Raw genomic sequence first — 25,261 nt, 5'->3', positions numbered from 1 at the left:
TGATCGAGGCGGCAGGCGCCGAACTGCGTTATCTGCCGCCCTACAGCCCTGACTTCAACCCGATCGAGATGGCCTTCTCAAAGCTCAAGGCTCTCTTGCGCAAGGCAGCCGAGCGAACCGTCGGCGGTCTCTGGAGCGCCATCGGCCGCATCATCGATCTCTTCGATCACGCCGAATGCCTGAATTACTTCACCGCCGCAGGGTATGATGCAATCTGATCGGAAAACGCTCTAACGCGAGCGTCGAAACTCGGAACCACTGCCGTCATCCTGGCCGCACCGAAGCGGAGCGCCCGAATCCATCATAGCGAACCGACAGCGCGCTACGATGGATCCCGGAGCTGCGCGGCTTCGCCGCTTGTCCAGGATGACGCAGGGCTTCCCGTCACTGCCCCCAGCGCTGCCGCCAGGCGTTCGCCGCCAGCGCCCCGACGCTGTCGATCAGCAGGGTCGGCACGCCGGTGCGGCGGCCGAGTTCGGAAACCGCACTTGAAATCGCACCGAGTTCCAGCGGCCGGCCGGCTTCCATATCCTGCAGCATCGAGGTTTTCACGCCGATCATGGTCGGCGGGATGGCGAGCCGGGCTTCAAGGTCGGGCAGATCATTGACGCCGAGCACTGACGCGACGGCGACGCATTCGGCCATGATCGACTTCGCGATCGCCCGCACCGCAGGATCGTCTACGATGCCGTCGACCGTCGCCCCGGTCAGGGCCGACAGCGGATTGAAGCAGGCGTTGCCGAGCAGCTTGTTCCAGACCTCGCGGCGAATGTCGCCGGGCGCTTCGGCGTCGACGCCGCCGGCCTTGAGATAATGCACGACGGCCGTCAGCCGCGCGCTGGACGCAGTTTTCGGCTCGCCAAGGATCAGCCGCTTGCGGCCGTTCCAGGCGATGACGTTGGGCGCGGGCCGGTTGGCGCCGATATAGACCACGCAGCCCAGAACCTGCCCGGCGGGAACGGCGGCGTCGATGACGCCCTCGCCATCGACCGACGCAAGCCGCCGGTCGCCGAAGCGCGCGTCGAGCCCATCGAGATACCACCATGGAATGCCGTTCAGCATCGGCACGACGATGGTCCGCGGGCCGATCAGCGGCCGCACGAGATCGAGCCCGCCGGCCCAGTCATGCGCCTTGTAGCCGACGAGCACGAGATCCTGCACGCCGGCCGAAGTCGCGTCCGAGGTTGCCTCGACAGCGAGCGTCTTGCTGCCCTGCGGCGATTGCAGTGTCAGGCCCTCGCTTGCGAGCAAAGCGGCGGTGGCCGGGCGCGCGACGATCAGGGGGCGCTGTCCCGCTTGCGTCATCTGCCAGGCGACGACGCCGCCGATAGCTCCTGCCCCAACGATGGCAACCCGCATCACTTGCAACCTCTCCGCCTGCTGGCCCGATCGACCGCCCTGCAAAGCGGCGGCCACGATGACCCAAGGCGTTTTGCAGATGGCGGCCCGCGGCGCAACGCATGCCGAACGCAATGAATTTCCACTGTCCGATCCCGGACAGCCGGCGGATCGCTCAACCGCGAAACGCGCCGCCACCATCGACGTCGAGGACGGTGCCGCTGACATAGCCGCAGGCCGGCGAGGCCAGGAAAGCGGCGGCGCTGGCGATCTCGTCGGGCTCGATCAGCCGGTCGAGCGGCAGGTTCTTCAGCATCTCCTCCCAGCGCTCCTCGTCGCCCAGCGAGGTGGCCGCGCGCTTCTTGCTGAGCGAGATGATGCGGTCGGTACGGGTCTGCGCCGGGTTGACGCCGAAGACGCGCACGCCCCAGTCGACCGATTTGCCGCCGACCGCCGAGGTGAAAGCCATCAGCGCCGCATTGCCGGTGCCGCCGCAGACATAGTCGTAGCGCGGGCTGCGGCCGGCGCCGCCGATGATGTTGACGATGATGCCGGCTTTTCGCTCCTTCATCCGTGCGAGATAGAGCTTGGTCAGGTGGATATAGCCCATCACCTTGAGCGCCCAGGCCTGCTCCCAGGTCTCCATGGAGAGGTCGAGCAGCCCGCCTCCGGGAATAGCGCCGGCATTGTTCACGAGGATGTCGATGTCGGGGAAGGCGTCGGCGACGCGCTCGCGCTCCGCCCCTTGCGAGAGATCGGCAGCGCAGGTCGCGACGCGGTTGGCCTGACCCAGCGCACTGGCCGTGGCGGCCAGCCGCGCGGCGTCACGCGCCACCAGCACGACCGAGCAGCCCTCGGCCAGGAAGATGCGGGCGCAGGCCTCGCCGATGCCCTTGGAGCCGCCGGTGATCAGCACGCGGCGGCCGGTGAGTTTCAGGTCCATGTCAGCGGGTTCCTTGCTTGGTGAATTTGAGCGCCGTCATTCCGGGCGGAGCGAAGCGGAGACCCGGAATCCATCGTAGGGCACCGTCAGTGTCTTACGATGGATTCCGGATCGGCGCGGCTTCGCCGCTGGTCCGGAATGACGGCGCGGATGGGTGATATGGCGATCAAGCCCGCAGCGGCTCGGCCGCCATGTACCAGTCGCAGATCTCGCTGCCGGTGACGAAGACGACCTCGCTGGAGGCCTGCAGCATCTCGACCATCTGGACGAGTTCGTGGAAACGGTGCGGCACCGAGATCAGATGCGGATGCATGCCTATCGCCAGCACGCGCGGGTTCTCATGCGCCTCCTCCTCGAACAGCCTGAGCGTATGGGCGAGACGTTTGGCCATTTCGCCGGTGGCATGGCGCTCGACGGCGTAGATGATCGAGTCGTTGATTTCGAGGTTATAGGGCATCGCGACCATCGGCCCGTGCCGCGTCGCCATCCAGCTCGGCAGATCGTCGACACACCAGTCGCAGACATAGTCGATGCCGTTCTTGCGCAGCAGATCGGGCGTATCGACAGTCTCGCGCAGGCCAGGCGAAAGCCAGCCGCGTGGATGGTGGCCGGTGAAGCGCTGGATGCGTTCGAGGGCGCCCAGGATCAGGGCCTCCTCGCCGCCCTCGGCATGGTTCATCGCCTTCTGGTGGATGCCGTGGCCGATGAACTCCCAGCCCGCCTCCAGCATCGCCTCGGCCGCGGCCGGATAGGCCTCGATCACGCCGGCGTTGAAGCTGGTCGAGGCCGGCAGGCGGCGCTCGTGGAAAAGCTTGAGGATGCGCGGCAGGCCGGCGCGCATGCCGTAATCGGCCCAGGAGAAATTCGGCACGTCAGGCACGGTCTCGCGGCCATGCGGCGGCGTGATGATGGTGCGCGGCATCGGCTGGTCGAACTGCCAGTGTTCGACGTTGACGACGAGGTGGACGAAGATGCGCTTGCCTTTCAGCGGCGGCAGCTGCGGCCTCTGCGAGGCGAGGCGGTAGGGGATGCGCGGATTGGCCATGCGGTCCTCGTCCTCAGTGATGGCTGCCGCGCATCTGCGCCATGATCAGCGCCTTGAAGCGCGTGAAGTCGGAGGTCGTCAGATCGTCCAGCGAGCGCGGGCGCGGCAGGGTGATGGGGATATCGCGGGTGATGCGGCCCGGCCGCGCGGTCATCACGCAGACCCGGTCGGCGAGCAGGATCGCCTCGTCGATGTCGTGGGTCACGAACAGCACGGTGGTCTTCAGCCGCTGCCAGACCTCGAGCAGCAATTGCTGCATCGAAAGCCGCGTCTGCGCATCGAGCGCCCCGAAGGGCTCGTCCATCAGGAGCGCGCGCGGCTCCATCACCAGCACGCGGGCGATGCCGACGCGCTGGCGCATACCGCCCGAAAGCTGCACCGGCAGGGCATCGTGGAAATTCTCCAGACCGACGATCTTGAGGATCTCGCGCGCCTTGGCCTCATAGAGCGCCTTGGGCTCGCCCTGCACCTTCGGCCCGAAGACGACGTTCTCCCAGACGCTGAGCCAGGGCAGAAGCGCCGCCTCCTGAAAAACCACGCCGCGATCGGGACCGGGCCTGCTGATCGTCTTGCCGTCGAAGGTCAGCACGCCGTCGCTCAGCGGCTCGAAACCCGCAAGCAGGTTGAGCAGGGTCGACTTGCCGCATCCCGACGGGCCGAGCAGGGCGACGAACTCTCCCTCACCAATGCTGAAATCGACCTTGTCGAGCGCCAGAACCCCGGCCGGGCCGCCATAGCTCTTCGAGACCGCGTTGAAGGAGATCGTGCCCATCGTCGCGCTCAACCGTTGAAGTTCTGGAGGCGGCGCCATTTCAGCACCCAGAGTTCGAGCCGGACGATCAGCCAGTCTGAGAGGAAGCCGACGAGGCCGATCGAGACCATGTCGGCGATGACGATGTCCATGCGTCCCACGTAATAGGCGTCCCACAGGACGTAACCGAGGCCGGATTTCACCGCGACCATCTCGGAGACGATCACCGCCGTCCAGCCGATGCCGAGTCCGATGCGAAGCCCTGTGAAGATCGAAGGCAGCGCCGCCGGCAGGACGATGCGGCGCAGAATGTCGAACCGTCCCGCGCCCATCATCTGCGCCGCGCGAATCCAGTTCTTCTCGACGTCGCGGGCGCCCTGCGTGGTGTTGATCACGATCGGATAGAAAGCCCCGATGGTGATCAGGAAAATCGCGCCGAAATCGGCGATGCCGAAGATCGCGATCGAGATCGGCAGCCAGGCGGTGATCGGCACCGGCCTGAGCCACTGGATCGTCGGATCGACCACGGCCTGAGCCAGCTTCGACCAGCCGATCAGGATGCCCAGCGGCACGCCGACGACGATGGCGAGCGCAAAGCCCTTGGCGACGCGCTGCGCGGAGAACAGAACGCTTTCGGCCCAGGTGCCGATATAGGGCGAGAGGCTGAAGCCGGTCGGCGTGCCAAAGGCCCAGATCTTCCACGCCGCCCAGACCCGATCCGGCGTCGGCAGCGCCCCACCCGCGATCGAGCCGTTCCTCCCGGCGAGCTGCCAGAGGATGACGAGGGCGAGCGGCAGCAGGATCGCGGCGGCGTAGCTGCGCAGGCGCGCGGAGACGTAGCGCGCGGTGCCGCCGGCTGCGGGCCGTGCGATGGCGGTCGATGCCGGAGCGCTGGTCGTGACAGTCATAATCTCCGATCCAGATCAATCGCTGCCCGAAAGGCAAGCCGCAACCTAACCCCCTCTCCCCTTGCGGGAGAGGGCTGGGGTGAGGGGTCGGGCTGCGCTGCCCGCGCATCCACCGTCGCCAACGCAAAGGCTGGAAGGCGTAGCGCGACCCCTCATCCGTCTCGTCTTCGCCGAGCCACCTTCTCCCGCAAGGGGAGAAGGGAGGAACTAGCTCTTCGCTGCCGTCTCCAGGAAGCTCGCGTCCCAATAGGCTTCGATCTCGCCGGAGACATCCTTGGGAATGACGCCGAGCTCGTTGAAAGCCTTTGCCTGCGCCTTGATCTGGGCCGGCGTGATCACCGGGCCGAGCTTGATGACCTTGGCGATCTCCAGCGAGACATCGGCCTCCAGCCCCGTCAGCTTGGCGATCGCGGTGCCGAAGGCCGCAGGGGAGGCTTCGAGCTCCTTCATCTTCTTGACATAGGCCGTGACGACGCGCTGCACCGCCTCGCGCTTGCCCGTGGCGGCCGCCTTCGAGGCGGCGAGCATGCCGAGTTCCGCCCCGACCGATTTCGAGGTCGAGTAGTCGAGGTTCTTGGCGAAGTAACCATAGCCTTTCATCACGGGAATCGACTCGAAGGGCTCCCAGGTGACGATCGCGTCGACCTCGCCCTTTTCCAGCGCCTGATTGAAGTTGGCGCCGCCGCCCTGGATGTTGATGGCGCTGAAGGCGTTGTAGGGGATGCCTTTCTCGATCAGCGTCGCGGCATACTGGAACCAGACCGCCGAGCCCGGCGCGATCGCGATCTTCTTGCCCTTGATATCGTCCCAGCTCTCGAACTTCGTGCCCTTGCGGGCGATGACGTATTTCGGCGAGGCGCCCACGCCCATGATGCCGACCATGCCGGTCGAGCCGTTGGCGAGCGCGATCGCAAGATCGGCGGGGCCGACCGAAGCCACGTCGAGCGAACCGGCGAGCAGCGCGGTCCTGGCATCGGCGTAACGGGCGAACTCGACCAGCTTGATCTCGACGCCCTGCTTCTTGAGGTCCTCCTCGATCAGCGTGATCGGCGCGAGATGACCGACCTTCTGGTAGCCGACGGTGAGCTGCACCGGCGGGCTGAGTGGAGCCTGCGCAAAAGCGGGCGCGGCCGCGGCGATGGTGAGGGCGGCGAGGCCCGACGAAACGAGGCCGCCGCAGAATGTCCGACGCTTCATATTCACTCCTCCATGATGGCGGGTGAAACCCGCATGCAAAAGATCGACCTATTCCCCGGTAAAGGCGGGTTCCCGCTTCTCCCTGAAGGCTCTCTGGCCCTCCTTGTAGTCGGTGCTCGAAAAGCAGGCCGCGACTGCCGCGTCCGCGGCTAGCGTGCTGCGCGTCGCCTCGGGCTGCGCCAGCGCGATCAGCGCCTGCTTGACCGCGCGCAGCGTCAGCGGCGCGTTGGTCGCGATGCGGCGGAGATAATCCGCCGTCTCGTTTTCGAAACTGTCCTCGCTCCAGAGCGCGTTGACGACGCCCATGCGCAACGCCTCCTCGCCAGCGAGGATGCGGGCGCTCAGCAGCAGGTCGGCCGTAGCGCTCAGGCCAAGCCGCGCCACCAGCGCCTCGACGCCCGAAAAGGCATAGCCCAGCCCCAGCCGCGCAGCCGGCACGCGGAACCGCGAATCGGCGCGCGCCAGTCGCAGATCGCAGGACATCGCCAGACCGAAGCCGCCGCCGAAGCAGATGCCCCGGATCACGGCGACGCTCGGCTTGGACGCCGTCGCCAGCGCTTTGCAGCCATCGAGATAGGCGTCGTCATAGATACGCGTCGCAGCATCGCCGTCGCGGATGTCGCCGAATTGCGAGATGTCCGCACCTGCGCAGAAGGCGCGCGATCCCTCGCCCGTGACCACGATGGCGCGGATTTGCGGGTCGGCCTCGGCGCGGGCGACATGGCCCGGCAGGCTCGCCCACATCCCGTAGGTCATGGCGTTCATCTTCCCGGGCTGGTCGACGACCAGCCTGGCGATGCCGTCTTCCGTTTCGTATCGAACGCTTGCCGTTGGAGAGCTTGCCATCATCCGCCTCAGATCACGTTTTGCGCCCGCAGGCGCGCGATGTCGGCGGCAGAATAGCCGGTTTCCTCCAGGATGGCGTCGGAATGCTCGCCCTTGTCCGGCAGGGCGGTGGTCAGCGCCGCCGGCGTCCGCGACAGCGTCACGGGCTGGCCGACCAGGCTGATCTCGCCGCGCCGGCGGTGCTCGACTTGCTGCGCGACGCCGAGATGGCGGACCTGCGGATCGGCGAAAACCTCGTCCATGCGGTAGATCGGCCCGGCGGGCACGCCTTCGGCGTCGAGCCGCGCGAGCCAATCGGCCGAATTCGCCGAGGCGAAGATCTGGGCGAGCAGTCCCATCAGGGCCGGACGATTGCGCAGGCGGTCGGCATTGGTCGCGTAGTCGGCATGATCGGCGAGATCGGCGCGGCCGATCGCCGTGCACAGCTTGCGCCACTGGCCCTCGCCGCCGACGCCGATATTGATGTAGCCGTCGACTGTGGCCACGACGCCCATCGGCGTCGAATAGGGGTGGTCGTTGCCAGCCTGCCCGGGGTTGACGCCATCGACCAGAAAGCGCGCCGCCTGAAAATCGCAGAGCGCGATCTGCGCCTCCAGCAGCGAGGTGTGGACCCACTGCCCTTCGCCGGAGCGCTCGCGCTCGGCCAGCGCCACCATGATACCGGTCGCGGCATAGAGACCAGCGGTGGAATCGGCGACCGCGACGCCGGCCCGCACCGGCCCCTGGCCGGGCAGGCCGGTGACCCACATCAAGCCGCCCATGCCCTGCGCGATCTGGTCGAAACCGGCGCGGTCGCGATAGGGACCGTCCTGGCCGAAGCCCGAGATCGAAGCCAAGATGATGCGCGGATTGACCTCGCGCAAATCATCATAGGCGATGCCGAGCCGTTCCTTCACATCGGGACGGTAGTTCTCGACCACGACGTCGGCGGTCTCGACCATGCGCATGAACACGGCCAGCCCCTGCGGCGTCTTCAGGTTAAGCGTCAGCGAACGCTTGTTGCGATGCAGGTTCTGCATATCGTAGCCGTCACGCGCGCCCGACATGCCCTCATTGGGATCGACGCCATCGGGCGGCTCGATCTTGATGACGTCGGCGCCGAAATCGGCGAGCACGCGGCAACAGGTCGGCCCGGCGCGAACCCGCGTCAGATCGAGGACGCGCAGATGCGAGAGCGCGCTCATCGGGCGGCCTCCATGATCGCGGGCAGGCCGGCCGGCGCGCGGCCATGCCAGTCGGTGATCGCCTGAAGTTCGACTGCCAGCGCCAGCAGATCGAGGTCGCTGCCGGGCGGGCCGACGAGTTGCGCCGCGACTGGCATGCCGTTGCCGTCGAAGCCACAGGGCAGCGCGACGGTCGGCAGGCGCAGCCCGTTGACGAAACGCGTATAGGCCGAGAGGCGATAGAGCGTGCGCCCGGAAAACGACGGCGAGCCGGGCTCACAGGCCGCGACCTCGGGCGTCGTGCCCGGCATCACCGGCAGCAGGATCGCATCGTGACGATCAAAGAGTTCGGGCAAAAGCGTGTCGGCGACATCGGCCAGCTCTAGCCGCGCCTCGTCGGCGCGCTCCCTGCCGATCGTCAGCCCCTTGCGAAGGCGCGCCTCCAGCATGGCGTCGAGCCCGCCGCGCTCAAGCCGCCAGCCATGCTCGGCCGAGGTTTCGGCCTGGAGCAGGTCGAGCACAGCCGCGTCGCAGGCGGCCAGCAGCGGCGCGAGCGGCTCCGGTGCGACGTCGAGACCACGCCTGGTCAGCGCCTGCGCCAGTGACGTGCAGGCGCTGGCGATGTCGTTCTCCGCCGGCGCCGCGAGATCGCCGGCGAATGCGATGCGCCGAACGGACATGTTGCGCCCAGCCGGCATGAAGACGGCGGCGATGCGTTCCAGCGTCCGTGCGTCGCGTGCGAGGAAGCCGAGCACGTCGAGAGACGGGGCGAGCGCCATCGCGCCGTCGCTCGGCACGACGCCCGGCGTCGGCTTCCAGGCGGTGACGCCGCAGCAATGGGCGGGAATGCGCAGGGAGCCGGCGGTGTCCGACCCAATCGCGAAATCGACGAGGCCAGCGGCGACCGCTACAGCAGAGCCCGATGACGAGCCTCCGCAAATGCGCAGCGGGTTCCACGGATTGAGCGGGCGCTGGCGGCCGGGATTGCCGCCCGAGGGCTCGCAGGCCAGCGCGGTCATCTCGGCAAAGCCAAGGCAGCACGCGCCCGCTCCATCAAGCCGCGACAGGATGGTGGCGGTACGCGTCGGCGCGTTCGCGGGCGTGTCGGCCAGGCCGCAGCCCGGCGCAAGGCCTTGGCGATCGAGCATGTCCTTGGCGAGGTAGGTCAGGCCCGAAAGCGCGGCTTTGCGGGCCTCAGGCTCACGCGCGACTTTCCCGAGAGCGACGATGCAGCGCAGGGCCCGGCCCTGCCGCGCCAGCACGGCCGTCGTATCACCTCCATCGCGAGCAAGATCGGCAAGCATTGGCAGGGAGCATCCTCCTGCCGACGAGACTGACTCAGTCCTGCCTTTTGCGGAATGAGAAATGCAGCAAGGCTGATTTCTCCAGAATGGAAATCAGAGCTGGATGCTGGCGCGATTTTGCAACGCCGCCAGCAACCGCGCCGTCGGCGGATCGATGTCGTCCAGCGCCGGGACGCAGATATCGATGTCGCGGCGGGCCCAGTCCTCGTCGAGCCTGATCAGCCGCAGTCCAAGCGCCTCGGCCAAAGGCCGCAGCGCCGCCTCCGGCAGAATGCCGATGCCGAGCCCCTGCCCGACCATCTGGCACATCACCTCGAAGGAACGGACCTGCACGCGCAGGCGCAGCACGGCAGCCTGCTCGCGCGCTTTCTCGACCAGCAGCCGATGCACAGCCGTGCCGATATCGAGCGCGACGAATTCCTCGTCGAGAATCTCGTGGAAGCGCACCGTCTCGCGCGCAAACAGGCGATGCTCGGGGAAGACCGCGAGCGCCAGCCGGTCCTGTGCGTAGGGCACCGTGACGAGGCCGGGCGTCGCGATGCCGCGCACGATCACGCCGAGATCGGCCTGGCCGCGCGTCAGCGCCTCCATCGTCTCGGAGCTCGGCCGCTCCTCGAGATCGACCTTGATCCGCGGATTGTCGCGCATGAAGGCGGCAAGATCCTGCGCCAGCCGCTGCACCAGCGCCGAACTCGACGCGAAGACGCGGACGCGGCCCCGCACACCCGAGGCATGCTCGCCCATGTTCGAGACGAGCTGATCGGCAAGCCGCAACACCGACTGGGCATAGCGCAGCGTGGTGATGCCGGCATGGGTCGGCTCGACGCCATGGGGCAGGCGCGTCATCAGGCTCGCCCCGACCTCGTCCTCGAGCAGGCGCAGCCGCCGGCTCGCAGCCGAGATCGCGATGTTCATCCGCTGCGCCGCCTTGCTGAGGCTGCGCAGCTCGCACAGCGCGACGAAAAGCCGGAGCGACTGGAGATCGTGATGGAGCAAGGTCCGTGGAGCCTTAAACCGGGACGGAGACGGATGATCGCGCGGCTTGCAGCTCAGCCCGGCACCCGCCCCTTAACCGCATTGGCGAGCGCGCCATAGGTGATGCGTCCCTCGGCATCGGCGGGCAAGCGCCTGGCGAGCCCGGCCTTGAGCTTTTCGACATCCTCGGGGGTCAACGTGTCAATCGCGTCCTTGAGTGTCGACGCCAACGTCAGCGTCGACCACAAATCCTCGAAATCGGCGAAAGTCCGCCGCACGGCGATCGTGCGGGTCTCGACGGCCTCCAGCCCGGCCTGCGTCCACAACGCCTGCAGGGCACCGAGCGGCGACGCGTCGGCTCGTGGCGGGCGCATCGGCGGAATGCCATAGGCCTGCAATTCGGCGATCATCGGCTCGAGCGGAAAGCCGCCGCCCATGATGTCCCAGGCATAGGCGCTGACCACGCCGCCGGGGCGCACGACGCGGACCATCTCGGCGACGCCGACCTCGGGCTCCGGCACGAAGAAGATCACCAGCGCCATCACGGCTGCATCGAAGCGATCGTCGGCGAAGGGCAGCGCCATTGCGTCGCCTTCGTTGAAAACGGCGAGCCTCGCCGCCGGGCGGTCGCGCGCAAAGGCGATCTGGCCGGGCGAGGGATCGACGCCCTCGACCTCGGCGGGCGCGCAACGATCGACCAGGAGCTGCGTGAACGCGCCGTTGCCGCAGCCGACATCGACCCAGCGCAGGCCCGGCGCCGGCGCGAGCCAGTCTATGAACTCTTGTCCGGCGAGCTGGCTCCAGACGCCCATCATCCGTTCATAGGACGCGCCGTTGCTGAAGCGGATCGGTGCCTGCGCCATCGCCGTGATCTCCGTCGCGCCCGGGCAGCGCGTGCGGCATCCTGCGGAACCCGGCCGGCTTCTGCAACGTTCCTGCCTGCATCGCAGGTAAACTCTGGAGGAGGCCGGTCATGCCGCGCGGCGACAAATCCGCCTATACCGACAAGCAGAAGCGCAAGGCGCAGCACATCGCCGAAGGCTATGAGGCGCAAGGCCGCTCCGATGACGAAGCCGAGGCGATCGCCTGGGCGACCGTCAACAAGGAGAGCGGCGGCGGCAATCTCTCAGGCTCGGGCCGAGGCGTGCCCGACACCAAGGTCTCGTCGAAACGCGGTGGCGCTATTGGCGGCAAGGCCTCGGCCGCGCGCCCGGCGTCGGAGCGTTCGGCATCGGCAAAGAAGGCAGCGGCGACGCGCCGGAAGAACGCGTCCTGAGAGGATACTTCCCGCCATCCTGGGCTTCGCGCGGCGAAGTCCCGGGATCCATCATGGGGCATTGCGGAGCTTTGCGACGGATCCCGGATCCGCGCCGCTAGGCAGCTTGTCCAGGATGACGACGCGGGTGGGACGTCCGGCTCACCCGCCGATGTTGAAGGCCGCCAGCGCCGCCATGTTGACGATGTCGCTGTCCTTGGCGCCGAGCGGCACGATCTGGACCGGCTTGTCGAGGCCGACGATCAGCGGGCCGATCACGGTCGAGCCGCCAAGCTCCTGCAGCATCTTGGTCGAGATCGAGGCCGAGTGGAACGCCGGCATGACCAGCACATTGGCCGGGCCGGTGAGGCGGCAGAACGGATACTGGCTCATCAGGTCGCGGTTGAGCGCGACATCGGCCGCCATCTCGCCGTCATACTCGAAATCGACGCGCTGGCCGTCGAGCAGCTTGACCGCCTCCCGCACCTTCTCCGAACGCTCGCCGGCCGGATGGCCGAAGGTCGAGAAGGCCAGCATCGCGACCTTGGGTTCGTAGCCGAGCCGGCGCGCGACGCCGGCGGCCTCGATCGCGATCTCGGAGAGCTGCTGCGCGGTCGGCATCTCGGTGATCGCGGTGTCGGCGACGAGCACGGTGCGCTCGCGCGAGAGCACGATCGAGACGCCGATCAGGCGGTGGCCCGGGCGGTCGTCGATGACGCGGCGAACCTCCTCCAGCGCGATCGAATAGTTGCGGGTGACGCCGGTGACGAGCGCGTCGGCGTCGCCGAGCGCGACCATGGCCGCGGCGAAATGGTTGCGGTCCTGGTTGATCAGCCGCTGGCAGTCGCGGAACAGGTAGCCGTGGCGCTGCAGGCGCTCGTAGAGATATTGGGCATACGCCGAATTGCGGTGCGACAGCCGCGCATTGGCGACGATGATGCCCTTGGCGGCGAGATCGACGCCGAGACCGGCGGCGGTCTCATTGATCCGCTCCTCGCGCCCGACCAGGATGGCGTGGCCGAGGCCCTGGTTGACGAAGGAGGCGGCGGCGCGGATGACCTGCTCCTCCTCACCCTCGGCGAAGACGACGCGCTTGGGGTAGCGCCGGACGCGCTCGAAGATGCGATTCAGCGTGCCCGCGATGGGGTCGCGCCGCGCCGAAAGCTGCGCCTTGTAGGCCGCGGTGTCGACGATCGGCTTGCCGGCGACGCCGGTCTCCATCGCAGCCTTGGCGACCGCCATCGGCACGACATGGATCAGCCGCGGATCGAACGGCACCGGGATGATGTACTCCTTGCCGTAGCGCGGGCGCGAGCCCTGATAGGCGGCGGCCACCTCATCGGGCACGTCCTCGCGGGCAAGCGACGCCAGCGCCTCGGCAGCCGCGATCTTCATCTCCATGTTGATCGTCTTGGCGCGGACATCGAGCGCACCGCGGAAGATGAAGGGGAAGCCCAGGACGTTGTTGACCTGGTTGGGATAGTCGGAGCGGCCCGTCGCCATGATGGCGTCGTCGCGAACGGCGGCGACCTCCTCCGGCGTGATCTCCGGATCGGGATTGGCCATGGCGAAGATGATCGGGTTTGCCGCCATGGAGGCGACCATCTCGGGCGTCACGGCGCCCTTCTGCGACAGGCCGAAGAAGGCGTCGCAGCCATCCATCGCCTGGGCCAGCGTGCGCCGGTCGGTCACGGCGGCATGGCCGGACTTCCACTGGTTCATGCCCTCGGTGCGCCCCTGATAGATCACGCCCTTGGTGTCGCAGAGGATGACGTTGTCGGGCTTGAAGCCCATCGCCTTGAGCAGCTCGGTGCAGGCGATCGCGGCCGCGCCCGCGCCGTTGATGACGAGCTTGGTCGACTTGATGTCGCGGCCGGTAAGGTCGAGCGCGTTGATCAGGCCGGCAGCCGCGATGATCGCAGTGCCGTGCTGGTCGTCATGGAAGACGGGGATGTCCATCAATTCGCGCAGGCGCTGCTCGATGATGAAGCATTCCGGCGCCTTGATGTCCTCGAGGTTGATGCCGCCGAAGGACGGCCCCAGATAGCGCACCGCGTCGATGAACTTGTCGGCGTCCTCGGTGTCGATTTCGAGATCGATCGAATCGACGTCGGCGAAGCGCTTGAACAGGACCGACTTGCCCTCCATCACCGGCTTGGAGGCAAGCGCGCCGAGATTGCCGAGGCCTAGAATCGCGGTGCCGTTGGTGATCACCGCGACGAGATTCGAGCGCGTGGTGTAGTCATAGGCCTTGGACGGATCGGCTGCGATCGCCAGCACCGGCACGGCGACGCCGGGCGAATAGGCCAGCGACAGATCGCGCTGCGTCGCCATCGGCTTGGTCGGGACGATCTCCAGCTTGCCCGGCCGCCCCTGTGAATGGAACAGAAGCGCTTCCTGATCGGTGAAAGTGGGGCGAGCGTGTTTGATCGGCGGACGGTCGTTCATGAACGTATTCTTTTTTGTGAGCGTTTCCTTGGGGAGGCGGACCATAGGCAAGCGCTTGGCCGCCCACAAGGCGCGGGCGGCGATCAGGGCTCATGACTGCAAGGCGAAAATCGCGCGGCGCGGCCGGCGCGCAAACGATCAGAGGCGGCCGCGCACGCTGCGGACGAAATCCCCGACATAGCGATCGAGCGCGACGGTCTGCTCCCCGACGCGGCGCGCGGCCTCGACAACGCGCACCGCGGCCTCGCCGGTGACGCGAGCCTCCTTGCCGACAGTGCCTACGCTGGCGGTAACCGCGCTCGTGCTGCCGGCTACCGCCTGAGCGTCGCTGGCGATGCTGGAGGCGATGTCGGCCTGGCGGCTGACGACATCGGCGAGAATGCCCGAGGTCTGCTCGATCGTCGTCATCGTGCCCTCGATATGCGCGACGGCGTCCGACGCGGTAGCGGCGGCGCCGCGAATGTCCTGCAGCGTCGCGGCGATGTCGCGCGTCGCCTTCTGGGTCTGTTCGGCGAGGTTCTTGACCTCGCCGGCGACGACCGCGAAGCCGCGCCCGGCGACGCCGGCGCGCGCCGCCTCGATCGTCGCGTTCAGCGCCAGCAGATTGGTGCGCGCGGCGATGTCCTCGATGAAATCGAGCACGGCCGAGACCTTGTCGGCGGCCTCGGCCAGTCCGGCAACGTCCTGGCGCGTCGAGCGGACATAGCTTGCGGCCTCGCGGGCGGTCTGGTCGGCATGGGCGGTCTGGCGCGTCAGCTCGCGGATCGAGGCCTCGATCTCCTCGGCCGCGACGGCGACGCTGCCGACGCGCTGCGATGCGCCTTCGGCCTCGCGAGTGACCTCGACGGCGCGCTGGGCCGTCTTGCCGGCGCTGCCGGCCATTTCGCCCGCTGCTTCATGCATGCCGCGGACTGAATGGGCGACATCCTGCAGCGCCTTGCCGACCGTGACCTCGAGCTGATCGGCGAGATCCGCGAGCGCCGCCTTGCGGCCGCTTTCCAGTTCGAGCCGCCGGTCGGTCAATGTCCGCTCGGCCGTGACGTCGGTGAGGATGCCGTCCCAGCAGATCGTGCCGTCCGGCAGCCGCCGTCCCGCCGCATCGGTCCGCAGCCAGACCACCGAACCGTCGTCCTTGCGATGACGAGCCTCGAACCGCCAGGGTTTGAGCGTGGCGTCCAGCGTCGTCCGGGCGTTGGCCTTTTCCAGCACCGCGCGATCTTCCGCGACCATCCAGCGCAGCCAGCTCCGCGGCTCGCGCTCGACCTGCTCACGGGTGACGTCGAGCAGCTTCTCGATGCCGGAGCTGGCGAATTTATAGGTCACCTCGCCGTCGGGCTTGATGAACTTCTGATAGAGCACGCCGGGCGTGTTGGCCGTGAAGGCCTCCAGCCGATGCAGGGTCTCGACGCGATCGGCATCCGTGCAGAGCACGAAGGCGGTGATCGACGTGCCGACGAAGTTGAGCGTCATCATCGCCAAGACCGGATCGCTCCAGCCATGGAACGGCCGCCCCGCGCCCGGCAGGGTGAGTATCGTGCATAGAATGGCCAGTATTCCGACAGCACCCGCCAACCAGACATCGCCGATGCCGATCGCACGTTTGCGCCACCGGAAATAGGCGTAGAGCAGCAGACCGCCCGCGGTGCAGAACATGATGGCGATGATGCCGGTCGTGGCGGACGGGCCGCCCAGGTAGAATCGCAGCAGCACGATCGGCACGGCAGCGCCGACCGCGCCGATCGGCCCCGCGAAGACGCATGCGACGATCACCGCGATATAGCGTGCATCGACCGGGATGCCCGGCGGCACGATCACCGGCTGGAGCATGCTGAGGATGCCCGCGACGGCGAAGAGGGCCGCGATGGCGAGGCTGCGCCGGATGTGGCCGGAGTTCATCAACGGCAGAATCAGGGTCAGGCCCAAAGCAGCAAGCAGCACGAACGACAGGCAGCCGATCAGATTCAGAACGAGTGTCATGCGGCGGCTTTGTCCCCAAGGTGAATGCAATCCTACTTTCAATTGTTGAAAGTCTCCCTAACGCGTGGCGCGACCCGTCAATTTTGCTAGCGTCGCGCGCAATGCGACCAACCCCCCTCCACAGTTCCGACATGCCAGCCGATCCGGCGCCTCCGGCCGAGGTGCACCGCGTCACGCCGATGATGGCGCAGTACGTCGAGATCAAGGCCGCCAATCCCGATTGCCTGCTGTTCTACCGGATGGGCGATTTCTACGAACTGTTCTTCACCGACGCCGAGATCGCCTCGCGCACGCTCGGCATCGTCCTGACCAAGCGCGGGAAGCACCAGGGCGAGGACATCGCGATGTGCGGCGTCCCGGTCGAGCGCGCCGACGACTATCTGCAAAGGCTGATCGCGGCCGGTCATCGCGTCGCCGTCTGCGAGCAGATCGAGGATCCCGCCGAGGCCAGGAAGCGCGGCCCCAAATCGGTGGTGCGCCGCGACGTCGTCCGGCTGGTGACGCCTGGCACCATCACAGAGGAACGCCTGCTCGAACCCGGCCGCGCCAGTCTTCTGGTCGCGGTCGCCAGGCGCAAGCTCAGCGATGCCGGCGCGCTCTATGGCCTGGCGGCGATCGATATCTCGACTGGCCGTTTCAGCGTGATGGAGACGCCCCAGGACCGGCTTGCGATCGAATTCGCCCGGCTCGAACCGCGCGAGATCGTCTGCCCGGACGCGATCTATGACGACCCGGAGTTGAAGGGCTTCTGGCGCGAGGTCTCGGTCCCGGTGACGCCGCTGGCGCGCGAGGGACTGGACGCGGCTTCGGCGGAACGCCGGCTGAAGGAGTTCTTCGGCGTCGCCACGCTCGACGCTTTCGGGGCCTTCTCACGGGCTGAGGTCGCGGCAGCTGGCGCGGCGCTCGCCTATGTCGAACGGACCCAGTTCGGCGCGCGCCCACCCTTGTCTGCCCCGGTGCGCGATGCCGGCGGCGCGACCATGCTGATCGATGCGGCGACGCGGACCAATCTCGAACTGACGCGGACCTTGTCGGGCGAACGGACGGGCAGCCTGCTCGCCGCGATCGACAGGACGGTGACGCCGGGCGGCGCGCGCCTTCTAACTGAGCGGCTGGCTGGCCCGCTGACCGATCCGGTCGCGATCGGCCATCGCCATGACGCGGTCGCCGCGCTGGTAGCAGACAGCGCTCTGCGCGAGGATCTGCAGCGGGCGCTGGAACGCGTCCCGGACGTGGCGCGCGCGCTGGCGCGGCTCTCGCTCGACCGCGGCGGGCCGCGCGATCTCGCCGCGCTCGGCTCCGGCCTCGGCGCGGCGCGCGATATCGCAAGGCTGCTGGCAAGCCGCGACCTGCCGCGGGATCTGGAGGCCGCAACGGGCGCACTGACGCGCACGGACCCCGCCCTGCCCGCCCGACTCGACGAGACGCTGGCCGACGAATTGCCGCTCAACCGCCGCGACGGCCGCTTTGTGCGCGAGGGACACGACCCCGCGCTCGACGAATTGCGGCTGCTGCAGGTCGATTCGCGCAAGGTCATCGCTCAGCTTCAGGCCCGCTACGCCGCGCAGACCAATTGCCGGACGCTGCGGATCAAGCACAATTCGATGCTCGGCTACTTCGTCGAGGTGCCCCAAATCGTCGGCGAGGATTTTCTGAAGGAGCCCTGGCGCGCGATTTTCGTTCATCGCCAGACGATGTCGGATGCGATGCGCTTCTCCTCGGTGGAGCTCGGCGAACTCGAGGCCAAGATCGCTTCGGCCGCCGACCGGGCGCTGAAGCTGGAGCTCTCGGTATTCGCCGCGCTGACCGAGGCGGTACTCGCGGACGCCGAGCCGATCAAGGCCGCGGGATTGGCGCTGGCCGAGATCGACGTGGTCGCGGGCCTGGCCGAACTCGCCGCGCGCGAAGGCTGGAGCCGGCCGGTCATTGACGACAGCGCAGCCTTTTCGATCGAACGGGGCCGTCACCCGGTGGTCGAGGCCGCGCTGAAACGCGACGGAAAGCCCTTCGTCGCCAACGATACGGACCTGTTGCCACCGGCAACGGCTGCGACGGGCGGGCGCATCTGCCTGATCACCGGCCCCAACATGGCCGGCAAATCGACCTTTCTGCGCCAGAACGCGCTGATCGCGGTGCTCGCGCAGATGGGCGCGTTCGTGCCGGCGGCCAGCGCCCATATCGGCATCGTCGACCGGCTGTTCTCGCGCGTCGGCGCCGCCGACGATCTGGCGCGTGGGCGCTCGACCTTCATGGTCGAGATGGTCGAGACCGCCGCGATCCTCAATCAGGCCGGCCCGCGCGCGCTCGTCATTCTCGACGAGATCGGGCGTGGCACCGCGACCTTCGACGGGCTCTCCATCGCCTGGGCCGCAATCGAGCACCTGCACGAGGTCAATCGCTGCCGGGCGCTGTTTGCCACGCACTACCACGAGTTGACCGCGCTCGGGGACCGACTCGACCGCGTCGCCAACGCGACCGTGCGCGTGACCGAATGGAATGGCGAGGTGATCTTCCTGCACGAGGTCGTGGCCGGCGCGGCCGACCGCTCCTACGGCATCCAGGTGGCCAAGCTCGCCGGCCTGCCTCCCGCCGTGGTCGAGCGGGCGCGCGCGATCCTGGGCGAACTGGAGAAGACCGAGCGCGAAAAGCCGGTCGCCTCGCTGGTCGACGATTTGCCGCTGTTTGCAGCGCCTGTCAGACGAGCGGCTCCCGTCGCGCCTGTCGCAGCAACCGATCCGCTTCGCGAGGCCCTGACCGGGCTCGACCTCGACGAGATGACCCCGCGCGAGGCGCTGGAGGCGCTGTATCGGCTAAAGGGGCTGGGGTGAGGCTATCCCAACCGCTTGATGCTCGTGATCTCGCCGAAGCTTTTCGCGCGGATGCGGTCGCGCGCGGTGCGCAGCGGCTCGCTCATCACGGTCATCGAATAAGCGGTCGCATGCAGCAGCGTATCCGTGTCGGACAGGATGCCGACATGGCCCTTCCAGAAGACGAGATCGCCGCGCCGCAGGCCGTCGAGGCCTTCCCCGATCATGACAGGTGTGCCGAGCGCGGCTTCCAGCATGTCGGAATCACGCGGCGAGGCAATGCCCGCCGCCGCCAGCGACAACTGCGTCAGGCCGGAGCAGTCGAGCCCGAGGCTGGTCTTGCCGCCCCAGAGATAGGGCACGTGCAGGAAGCGCTCGGCGACAGCGACGAAGTCCGGCTCGTGCGACGAGAGCGGCGCGAGATGCGCCGCGAAGACATGGCCGCCATCGGCGAGGACCAGGAACTCACCCGCTTCCGCCACGACCGCGACGCCCGCTCCCAGCGAGAGGTAGCTCAGCGGCGCGAGCTTCATCGAAGGCCCAGGAAAGACGAAGGTCCGCAGGCTGGCGACGCGGTGGGTCGGGGTCGGCGCCTCCGCGCGCAACGCGACGTCGGGGAGATAGCCGACATAGCCGTCCGCCTTGAGCTGGACCCAGGCCCAACCCTCGAACCGCTCGTAGACATCGACGGCCTCGCCGCAGAGCGCCTCGGTGTCGAGCGGCCCGTCGGGCCTCGGCTCGCGGCGCAACGGCGCGGAGGGCGCGACGACCCACGCCCGTTCGGACCCGACGAAGCTGCGGGCCTCAACCTGTCCGCGCAGATGCTCGGCGGCGAGATCGGGGCGGGCGGGGGTGATGCGTCGGTCGAGAATCGCTGTCATGGCGGCAATCTATTGGAGAGCGCCTGAGCTTTGTACCCTCGTGGGATCGGCGCCGGCTGATACGGAGGCAGCCTATCGCGGCGCTTCACACTGCTCGGCTACCAAACGCTTGTAGAAACTCAGTTCACTGTCAAGTTGCGGACGGGCCGACGCTTTAGTGGCTTGAGGCGGACCACAAGCGTAGGCAATGGGCGTGGCCTCTGTCAGCACCGATACTCGCTTTCGATAGACCGCGCATTTGAGAGCCTGATCGGCACCCGTAAGTTTCTGCATCTCGTCGTCCGAGGCCGCCAAAGCCGATCGTGTCTCGACGATTCCTGTCGTGCAGGCAGCGTTTTTCGATGTCCATGTCCACAGCAAAGCCATGGCGACGATACCGAGCGCTGCAGCGATCATCCAGTCGCGCATCACAAGCTCCTGAAAGGAGAAGCGCCGATTGCTCATCCCCCGCCCAGTTCCTTTGCCCGTTCGGTCACGAGGTCGGCGAGTTTTTCGACCGCGAGCGCGCCGGCGACCGTGCGCTGGATGATGACGTTGCGGCGGTCGAACTCGTCGCGCTTGCGCGAGACCAGCCCGGCCTTGCCCATGGTGTCCAATGCGCGCGTGATCACCGGCTTGGTGACGCCAAGCTGGGCTGCCAGGCCGCGCACGGTATGGGGCGGCAATTCGAGATAGATCGTCAGCAGGATCGCGGTCTGGCGCGCCGAGAGATCGGCTTGGCCGTCGCGGACGAGATCGAGATGGACCTGCCGCCAGAGCCTCAGCGCCTGAGAGGGCTTGATCTCCAGAGGCATGGCGGCGCGGGTTCCCGATCGTTACGGGTCCGTATCATTATCGCAGGCGCGAAAGGGCGCAATCGCATTCGCGAAAAAGGCTTAACCTGCGGGATAAAGCTGCTTCACGAGCGCATAGGTCAGCCGCGCCGCCTGGCATTCGCCGCCCTCGGGCCGGCCGGGCTTGTTCGAGGGGTTCCAGCCATAGATGTCGAAATGGGCGTAGGATGCGGTCTTCTCGACGAAGCGGTTGAGGAACAGCGCCGCCGTCACCGAACCGGCCATGGCGCCGCCCGAGACGTGGTTGACGTCGGCGATCTTTGAATCGAGCAGCCCGTCATAAGGCGGCCAGAGCGGCATCCGCCAGACCGGATCGTTGACGGCCATGCCGATGCGGGCGATCTCGGCCGCCAGACCCTCGTCATGGCTGTAGAAGGGCGGGAGTTCGGCCCCGAGCGCGGTGCGGGCGGCGCCGGTCAGGGTGGCGTAGTCGATCAGGAGTTCGGGCGTCTCCTCGTCGGCCAGAGCCAGCGCGTCGGCGAGAATCAGACGGCCCTCTGCGTCGGTGTTGCCGATCTCGACGGAAAGACCTTTCCGGCTCGCCAGCACATCGCCCGGACGGAAGGCGCAGCCCGAGACGGCGTTCTCTACCGCGGGAACAAGCAGGCGCAGCCGTACCGGCAATTTCGCCAGCATGATCATGCGCGCGGCCGCGATGGCGGCGGCGGCTCCGCCCATGTCCTTCTTCATCAGCAGCATGCCGGCGGACGGCTTGAGATCGAGCCCGCCGGTGTCGAAGGCGACGCCCTTGCCGACCAGCGTGACCTTGGGATGGGCGGGATCGCCCCAGACCAGATCGACCAGCCGGGGCGGGCGGGAGGATGCCCGGCCGACGGCGTGGATCATCGGGAAGTTCCAGGCGAGCAGGTCGTCGCCAACGATGCTGGTGGCCCGCGCTCCGCATTCGCTGGCGAGCCTGAGGATCGCAGTCTCGATCTCGGCGGGTCCCATGTCGTTGGCCGGCGTGTTGACGAGATCGCGCGCCAGCGCGACCGACTCCGCGATATTGCAAAGCTCCTCGCCATCGACACCCTCGGGCAGGACGAGACGCGCGACGGCGGCTCCGGGCCTGCGATAGCGATCGAAGCGATAGCCCTGCAGCAGCCAGCCGAGCGCCGCGAGGCTTGGATCGTCGATTTCGCCCGAGAGTGCGTAGTCTCCCTCCGGCAGCAGGGCGGCGAGCCGGCCGGGCGCGAACGGGTCGCGCCGGCGGGCCTCGGGCCCGTCGACGCCGAGCAGGACGGCGGCGATCGCGCCCGCTGTGTCGGGCAGGACGAGATGCTGGCCGGGCCTGCCGGCGAACCCCTGCGCCTGCGCGAAACGAAGGCCTTCCGGCGCGAGCGTACGCTGAAGCGCTGGCCAGCCCGTTTTCGAGACGACATGGACGGGAATGGCGGCGGTGGAGACGGCGACGAGAAGGCTTTGCACGGAGGGAGGCACCAATCGGAAGCAGGCTGAAGGGCGGTCGCGCGGCGGCCGGTTAACAATCCATTAGGGTTAACGCTTTATCACCGGAGCGACCAGATTGACCAATGTCGCAAGGCTCCTCGGCCGATGTCCGCACGCCTCAAAGCCGCCAGCGCCCGCATCCGCAACACCACCCGCTCCAGCCTGCTGGCCGCCATCTGCCTTGCAGCGCTGGCGACGGCTGGCTGCCAGAGCCGCGGCGGCATCGGCGACATCACCGGCTCGATCGGCCGCGGCAGCGAAGCGCAGCCGCGCAGCAAAAGCGAATGGCAGGCCGAGAGCGAGCGCTGGGGCAAGCGCTACGACGCCAACCCCAAGGAGCGCGACGCGGCCTTCTATTATGCACGCGCGCTGCGGGCGCTCGATCAGAACGCGCAAGCCGTCGCCGTCCTGCAGACCGCCGTGCTGACGCATTCCGAGGATCTGGAGATGCTGGGCGCCTATGGCCGCTCGCTCGCGGATAATGGCCGCCTCAAGGAGGCCGACGAGGTGCTCTCGCGGGCACATTCGCCGGAGCGGCCGGACTGGCGCATCCTCTCGGCGCAGGGCACCGTCGCCGACCAGCTCGGCGAACACGCCCGGGCGCAGCAGCTCTACCAGACGGCGCTGAAGCTCGCTCCGGGCGAGCCGACCGTGATGTCCAATCTCGGCCTGTCGCTGGCGCTGGCCAAGCGCCTGCCCGAGGCCGAGCGCGTGCTCAGCGAAGCGGCGGCCTCGAGCCGCAGCGACGTCCGCGTCCGCCAGAACCTCGTCCTCGTGCTCGGCCTCCAGGGCCGCTTCGGCGAAGCCGAGACACTGGCGCGGCAGGACCAGAGCCCGGCGGAAGCCGCAGCCACCATCGCCTATCTCAAGCGCAGCGTCAGCCAGCAGAACAGCTGGGACATACTGAAAGGCAAGGGCAAGACCACCGCGCGCAAGCCCGAGACGGCTGCCCCCGAAGCGCCCACGGGCTGACGGCGAGGGCCCGAGCGCCCTTCTCCGTTTTTTATCGCCTCCGGGATCGACGCTCGCATGCGCGAGCTCATGTCATTCGAGGCGCTGGCGCTCTCCACCGAATTCCGGATCGCCGCCTGGCGGCATTTCAGAAGCGACGACGCAAGCCCCGCCAGCGGCGGTCGCGCCTGCCCGCGCTCACTGCGCCTTGAAGACCTGGATCATCGCCGGCGTCATGATGATGACGAACAGCACCGGCAGGAAGAACAGGATCATCGGCACGGTCAGCTGCGGCGGCAGGGCAGCGGCCTTCTTCTCGGCCTCCATCATGCGCTGGTCGCGGCTTTCCTGGGACAGGGTCCGCAGTGCGGTGCCCAGCGGCGTGCCGTAGCGCTCGGCCTGGATCAGCGCGGTCGAGACGGATTTCACGGCCTCCAGCCCGGTGCGCTGGGCGAGGTTCTCATAAGCCTGCCGGCGTTCCGCGAGATAGGAGAGTTCGGCCGTGCACAGCCCCAATTCCTCGGCGAGCGGGATCGACTGGGTCGAGATCTCGGTCCCGACCTTGCGGAAGGCATGCTCCATCGACATGCCGGATTCGACGCAGATCAGCAGCAGGTCGAGCGCATCCGGAAAGGCCTGCTTCATCGAGGCCTGGCGCTTCGAGATCTGGTTCGAGAGGAAGATCTCGGGCGCCTTGATGCCGATATAGGCGCCGCCGATCGCGATCGCGACCTTGATCGAGAAGGGCTGGCCGAAATCATTGATGGCGAAGACGTAGAACGCCGCGAACAGGAACAGCACCGCCGGCGCGACGAGACGGAAGAACAGGAAGCCGATCTCCGCCTGGGGACCGCGATAGCCGGCCATCGAGAGCTGCTTCTTGGCGGTCTCGGTGCCGAGCCAGTCGCCGAGCTTGAGCTGGTCGACGATGCGACGCATGAACTGCTTGGGTTCCTGGCGCAGCGTGACCTTGTCCTGCCTGCGCGTCAGCCGCTCGCGTTCGCGGGCGCGAATCTTCTCACGCTCCGAGGCGACGCCCTTCATGCGCTTGTGGAGCTGGTCGCCCTCGGTCAGCGGGATGGCTATGGTCAGCACCGTGGCGGCCGCGGCGACCGCCACGAGCATCATCAGCAGGAACTGCGTGTCGGCGAGTTTGTCCGCGATCAGGGCAATCATGCCGATGCCTCAGATGTTGAAGTTGATCATCTTGCGCATCACCAGGATGCCCATCAGCATCCAGATGCCGCTGATGACGAGAGCCACCTTGCCGGTCTGGGTGATCCAGAGCAGCTCGATGTATTTGGGGCTGGTCAGATAGACCAGGATTGCGACGATCGGCGGCAGCGAGCCGATGATGCCGGCCGAAGCCTTGGCTTCCATCGAAACGGCGCGGATCTTGTCGCGCATCTTCCTGCGCTCGCGGATGACCTTGGACAGGTTGCCGAGTGTCTCCGACAGGTTGCCGCCGGTCTTCTGCTGGATCGCCAGCACGATGCCGAAGAAATTGGTCTCCGCGCAGGGCATGCGCTCATAAAGCTTGGTGACCGCATCGGTCAGCGGCAAGCCGAGCTGCTGGCTTTCGATGATCAACTTGAACTCGCCCGCGACCGGTTCGGCCGCCTCATGGGCGACGATGCGCAGGCAGTCGTTCAGCGGCAGGCCGGCCCTGATGCCGCGCACGATGACGTCGACCGCATTGGGGAACTCGACGCCGAATTTTTTGAGCCGCTTGGCCTTGCAGCGCTTCAGGTACCAGGCTGGCAGGCCAAACCCGCCGACGAACAACCCCGCCAGCGCAACGAAGAGATTGCCGCTGGCGAGCAGGAGGCCGAAGCCGGTGACGACGGCCATGACGGCGCTGACGATGTAGTATTTCTTCTTGGTCCAGGACAGCCCGGCCTGGAGCAGCCTCATCTCGAGCGTGATCTTGTTGCGGGCGCTTTCGCGGCTTTCGATGTCCTTGAGGCTTTGGGCGATCTGGCCGCGCTTGGCGCGCGCCTGCGCCTCCCGATCGATCCCGCGCGAGGCGACCGGGCTGGCGAATTCCTTGCGGCGCTTCTCGGCTCGCGCCTGCCCGCTCAGCATCGGATAGAACAGCGCATAAACGACGCCGCCCGAAGCGAGCGTCGCAAGCACGATAACGGCGATGAGGCTCATGTTCATGGGCTCCCGCTCCGCTCAGTCCGCGCG

23 protein-coding genes are annotated in these 25,261 nt (G+C 67.5%); 4 read left to right on the top strand and 19 right to left on the bottom strand.

Going from position 1 to position 25,261, the window contains the following annotated elements; translation table 11 throughout:
* On the top strand, window positions 1–218 hold a 218-nt coding region (locus AC1DZY_RS24365; protein ID WP_476821655.1), incomplete at its 5' end, for a transposase.
* Between the two features lie 166 nt (window positions 219–384).
* Here the strand turns inward: AC1DZY_RS24365 and AC1DZY_RS24360 are convergent.
* The 11 genes from AC1DZY_RS24360 to AC1DZY_RS24310 all read right to left on the bottom strand — a co-directional run bounded on the left by AC1DZY_RS24360 (window position 385) and on the right by AC1DZY_RS24310 (window position 11,333).
* The gene (locus AC1DZY_RS24360; RefSeq protein ID WP_476822742.1) at window positions 385–1,359 is read right to left on the bottom strand and encodes a ketopantoate reductase family protein; all 975 of its coding nucleotides are present in this window, start codon (window positions 1,357–1,359) and stop codon (window positions 385–387) included.
* A gap of 154 nt (window positions 1,360–1,513) precedes the next feature.
* Window positions 1,514–2,281 carry a short-chain dehydrogenase/reductase gene (locus AC1DZY_RS24355; RefSeq protein WP_476822741.1) on the bottom strand — a complete coding sequence of 256 codons (768 nt, stop codon included), beginning with the start codon at window positions 2,279–2,281 and terminating at the stop codon, window positions 1,514–1,516.
* Window positions 2,282–2,447: 166 nt separating this feature from the next.
* Window positions 2,448–3,326, bottom strand: coding sequence for a polysaccharide deacetylase family protein (locus AC1DZY_RS24350; protein WP_476822740.1), 879 nt, complete (start codon window positions 3,324–3,326; stop codon window positions 2,448–2,450).
* 13 nt (window positions 3,327–3,339) lie between these two features.
* The gene (locus AC1DZY_RS24345) at window positions 3,340–4,098 is read right to left on the bottom strand and encodes an ABC transporter ATP-binding protein (protein WP_476822739.1); all 759 of its coding nucleotides are present in this window, start codon (window positions 4,096–4,098) and stop codon (window positions 3,340–3,342) included.
* Window positions 4,099–4,106: 8 nt separating this feature from the next.
* On the bottom strand, window positions 4,107–4,985 hold the full coding sequence (locus tag AC1DZY_RS24340) for an ABC transporter permease (RefSeq protein WP_476822738.1): 879 nt from the start codon (window positions 4,983–4,985) through the stop codon (window positions 4,107–4,109).
* 207 nt (window positions 4,986–5,192) lie between these two features.
* The gene (locus tag AC1DZY_RS24335) at window positions 5,193–6,182 is read right to left on the bottom strand and encodes an ABC transporter substrate-binding protein (protein ID WP_476822737.1); all 990 of its coding nucleotides are present in this window, start codon (window positions 6,180–6,182) and stop codon (window positions 5,193–5,195) included.
* A 48-nt stretch (window positions 6,183–6,230) separates the two neighbouring features.
* Window positions 6,231–7,028, bottom strand: coding sequence for an enoyl-CoA hydratase (locus tag AC1DZY_RS24330; protein WP_476822736.1), 798 nt, complete (start codon window positions 7,026–7,028; stop codon window positions 6,231–6,233).
* 8 nt (window positions 7,029–7,036) lie between these two features.
* Window positions 7,037–8,212, bottom strand: a complete 1,176-nt coding sequence (locus AC1DZY_RS24325) for a CaiB/BaiF CoA transferase family protein (RefSeq protein WP_476822735.1) — start codon at window positions 8,210–8,212, stop codon at window positions 7,037–7,039.
* Window positions 8,209–9,495, bottom strand: a complete 1,287-nt coding sequence (locus AC1DZY_RS24320) for an amidase (protein WP_476822734.1) — start codon at window positions 9,493–9,495, stop codon at window positions 8,209–8,211. The genes AC1DZY_RS24325 and AC1DZY_RS24320 overlap by 4 nt, the downstream gene beginning before the upstream one ends.
* Before the next feature lie 93 nt (window positions 9,496–9,588).
* Entirely contained in the window at window positions 9,589–10,491 is a 903-nt protein-coding gene (locus AC1DZY_RS24315) for a LysR family transcriptional regulator (RefSeq protein ID WP_476822733.1), read from the bottom strand.
* A 53-nt stretch (window positions 10,492–10,544) separates the two neighbouring features.
* Window positions 10,545–11,333 (bottom strand): class I SAM-dependent methyltransferase, encoded by a 789-nt coding sequence (locus AC1DZY_RS24310; RefSeq protein ID WP_476822732.1) that lies wholly within the window; start codon window positions 11,331–11,333, stop codon window positions 10,545–10,547.
* A 110-nt stretch (window positions 11,334–11,443) separates the two neighbouring features.
* On the opposite strand from AC1DZY_RS24310, the gene AC1DZY_RS24305 reads away from it, so the two are divergent.
* Window positions 11,444–11,746 (top strand): plasmid stabilization protein, encoded by a 303-nt coding sequence (locus AC1DZY_RS24305; protein WP_476822731.1) that lies wholly within the window; start codon window positions 11,444–11,446, stop codon window positions 11,744–11,746.
* 141 nt (window positions 11,747–11,887) lie between these two features.
* Here AC1DZY_RS24305 and AC1DZY_RS24300 read toward each other — a convergent pair whose 3' ends face one another.
* Both AC1DZY_RS24300 and AC1DZY_RS24295 read right to left on the bottom strand, forming a co-directional pair.
* Entirely contained in the window at window positions 11,888–14,173 is a 2,286-nt protein-coding gene (locus AC1DZY_RS24300; protein WP_476822730.1) for an NADP-dependent malic enzyme, read from the bottom strand.
* A gap of 138 nt (window positions 14,174–14,311) precedes the next feature.
* Window positions 14,312–16,150 carry a methyl-accepting chemotaxis protein gene (locus AC1DZY_RS24295; RefSeq protein WP_476822729.1) on the bottom strand — a complete coding sequence of 613 codons (1,839 nt, stop codon included), beginning with the start codon at window positions 16,148–16,150 and terminating at the stop codon, window positions 14,312–14,314.
* Between the two features lie 101 nt (window positions 16,151–16,251).
* On the opposite strand from AC1DZY_RS24295, the gene mutS reads away from it, so the two are divergent.
* Window positions 16,252–18,978 carry a DNA mismatch repair protein MutS gene (gene mutS, locus AC1DZY_RS24290; protein WP_476822728.1) on the top strand — a complete coding sequence of 909 codons (2,727 nt, stop codon included), beginning with the start codon at window positions 16,252–16,254 and terminating at the stop codon, window positions 18,976–18,978.
* 2 nt (window positions 18,979–18,980) lie between these two features.
* On the opposite strand, the gene AC1DZY_RS24285 is transcribed toward mutS, so the two are convergent.
* The 4 genes from AC1DZY_RS24285 to AC1DZY_RS24270 form a co-directional block, all read right to left on the bottom strand.
* Entirely contained in the window at window positions 18,981–19,838 is an 858-nt protein-coding gene (locus tag AC1DZY_RS24285; protein WP_476822727.1) for a C40 family peptidase, read from the bottom strand.
* Between the two features lie 72 nt (window positions 19,839–19,910).
* Window positions 19,911–20,282, bottom strand: coding sequence for a hypothetical protein (locus AC1DZY_RS24280; RefSeq protein WP_476822726.1), 372 nt, complete (start codon window positions 20,280–20,282; stop codon window positions 19,911–19,913).
* Entirely contained in the window at window positions 20,279–20,632 is a 354-nt protein-coding gene (locus AC1DZY_RS24275) for a MarR family transcriptional regulator (protein WP_476822725.1), read from the bottom strand. Before AC1DZY_RS24275 ends, AC1DZY_RS24280 begins: the two co-directional genes overlap by 4 nt.
* Before the next feature lie 81 nt (window positions 20,633–20,713).
* Window positions 20,714–22,099 carry a leucyl aminopeptidase family protein gene (locus AC1DZY_RS24270; RefSeq protein WP_476822724.1) on the bottom strand — a complete coding sequence of 462 codons (1,386 nt, stop codon included), beginning with the start codon at window positions 22,097–22,099 and terminating at the stop codon, window positions 20,714–20,716.
* A gap of 126 nt (window positions 22,100–22,225) precedes the next feature.
* On the opposite strand from AC1DZY_RS24270, the gene AC1DZY_RS24265 reads away from it, so the two are divergent.
* On the top strand, window positions 22,226–23,092 hold the full coding sequence (locus AC1DZY_RS24265; RefSeq protein WP_476822723.1) for a tetratricopeptide repeat protein: 867 nt from the start codon (window positions 22,226–22,228) through the stop codon (window positions 23,090–23,092).
* A 177-nt stretch (window positions 23,093–23,269) separates the two neighbouring features.
* Here AC1DZY_RS24265 and AC1DZY_RS24260 read toward each other — a convergent pair whose 3' ends face one another.
* Together AC1DZY_RS24260 and AC1DZY_RS24255 are read right to left on the bottom strand one after the other, a co-directional pair.
* Window positions 23,270–24,247, bottom strand: a complete 978-nt coding sequence (locus AC1DZY_RS24260; RefSeq protein ID WP_476822722.1) for a type II secretion system F family protein — start codon at window positions 24,245–24,247, stop codon at window positions 23,270–23,272.
* A gap of 9 nt (window positions 24,248–24,256) precedes the next feature.
* Window positions 24,257–25,234 (bottom strand): type II secretion system F family protein, encoded by a 978-nt coding sequence (locus AC1DZY_RS24255; RefSeq protein ID WP_476822721.1) that lies wholly within the window; start codon window positions 25,232–25,234, stop codon window positions 24,257–24,259.
* Window positions 25,235–25,261: the final 27 nt, after the last annotated feature.

The sequence above is a fragment of the Allobosea sp. P2_A10 genome (genome assembly GCF_056405115.1).
The sequence above is the reverse complement of the archived record's forward strand: the minus strand, read 5'-3'. Positions and strand labels throughout refer to the sequence as shown.

Bases quoted from the DNA above. Each gene is read 5' to 3' on its own strand.
- AC1DZY_RS24360 (WP_476822742.1), bottom strand. From the start codon at position 1,359: ATGCGGGTTGCCATCGTTGGGGCAGGAGCTATCGGCGGCGTCGTCGCC.
- AC1DZY_RS24355 (WP_476822741.1), bottom strand. From the start codon at position 2,281: ATGGACCTGAAACTCACCGGCCGCCGCGTGCTGATCACCGGCGGCTCC.
- AC1DZY_RS24350 (WP_476822740.1), bottom strand. From the start codon at position 3,326: ATGGCCAATCCGCGCATCCCCTACCGCCTCGCCTCGCAGAGGCCGCAG.
- AC1DZY_RS24345 (WP_476822739.1), bottom strand. From the start codon at position 4,098: ATGGGCACGATCTCCTTCAACGCGGTCTCGAAGAGCTATGGCGGCCCG.
- AC1DZY_RS24340 (WP_476822738.1), bottom strand. From the start codon at position 4,985: ATGACTGTCACGACCAGCGCTCCGGCATCGACCGCCATCGCACGGCCC.
- AC1DZY_RS24335 (WP_476822737.1), bottom strand. From the start codon at position 6,182: ATGAAGCGTCGGACATTCTGCGGCGGCCTCGTTTCGTCGGGCCTCGCC.
- AC1DZY_RS24330 (WP_476822736.1), bottom strand. From the start codon at position 7,028: ATGGCAAGCTCTCCAACGGCAAGCGTTCGATACGAAACGGAAGACGGC.
- AC1DZY_RS24325 (WP_476822735.1), bottom strand. From the start codon at position 8,212: ATGAGCGCGCTCTCGCATCTGCGCGTCCTCGATCTGACGCGGGTTCGC.
- AC1DZY_RS24320 (WP_476822734.1), bottom strand. From the start codon at position 9,495: ATGCTTGCCGATCTTGCTCGCGATGGAGGTGATACGACGGCCGTGCTG.
- AC1DZY_RS24310 (WP_476822732.1), bottom strand. From the start codon at position 11,333: ATGGCGCAGGCACCGATCCGCTTCAGCAACGGCGCGTCCTATGAACGG.
- AC1DZY_RS24305 (WP_476822731.1), top strand. From the start codon at position 11,444: ATGCCGCGCGGCGACAAATCCGCCTATACCGACAAGCAGAAGCGCAAG.
- AC1DZY_RS24300 (WP_476822730.1), bottom strand. From the start codon at position 14,173: ATGAACGACCGTCCGCCGATCAAACACGCTCGCCCCACTTTCACCGAT.
- AC1DZY_RS24295 (WP_476822729.1), bottom strand. From the start codon at position 16,150: ATGACACTCGTTCTGAATCTGATCGGCTGCCTGTCGTTCGTGCTGCTT.
- mutS (WP_476822728.1), top strand. From the start codon at position 16,252: ATGCGACCAACCCCCCTCCACAGTTCCGACATGCCAGCCGATCCGGCG.
- AC1DZY_RS24285 (WP_476822727.1), bottom strand. From the start codon at position 19,838: ATGACAGCGATTCTCGACCGACGCATCACCCCCGCCCGCCCCGATCTC.
- AC1DZY_RS24280 (WP_476822726.1), bottom strand. From the start codon at position 20,282: ATGAGCAATCGGCGCTTCTCCTTTCAGGAGCTTGTGATGCGCGACTGG.
- AC1DZY_RS24275 (WP_476822725.1), bottom strand. From the start codon at position 20,632: ATGCCTCTGGAGATCAAGCCCTCTCAGGCGCTGAGGCTCTGGCGGCAG.
- AC1DZY_RS24265 (WP_476822723.1), top strand. From the start codon at position 22,226: ATGTCCGCACGCCTCAAAGCCGCCAGCGCCCGCATCCGCAACACCACC.
- AC1DZY_RS24260 (WP_476822722.1), bottom strand. From the start codon at position 24,247: ATGATTGCCCTGATCGCGGACAAACTCGCCGACACGCAGTTCCTGCTG.
- AC1DZY_RS24255 (WP_476822721.1), bottom strand. From the start codon at position 25,234: ATGAACATGAGCCTCATCGCCGTTATCGTGCTTGCGACGCTCGCTTCG.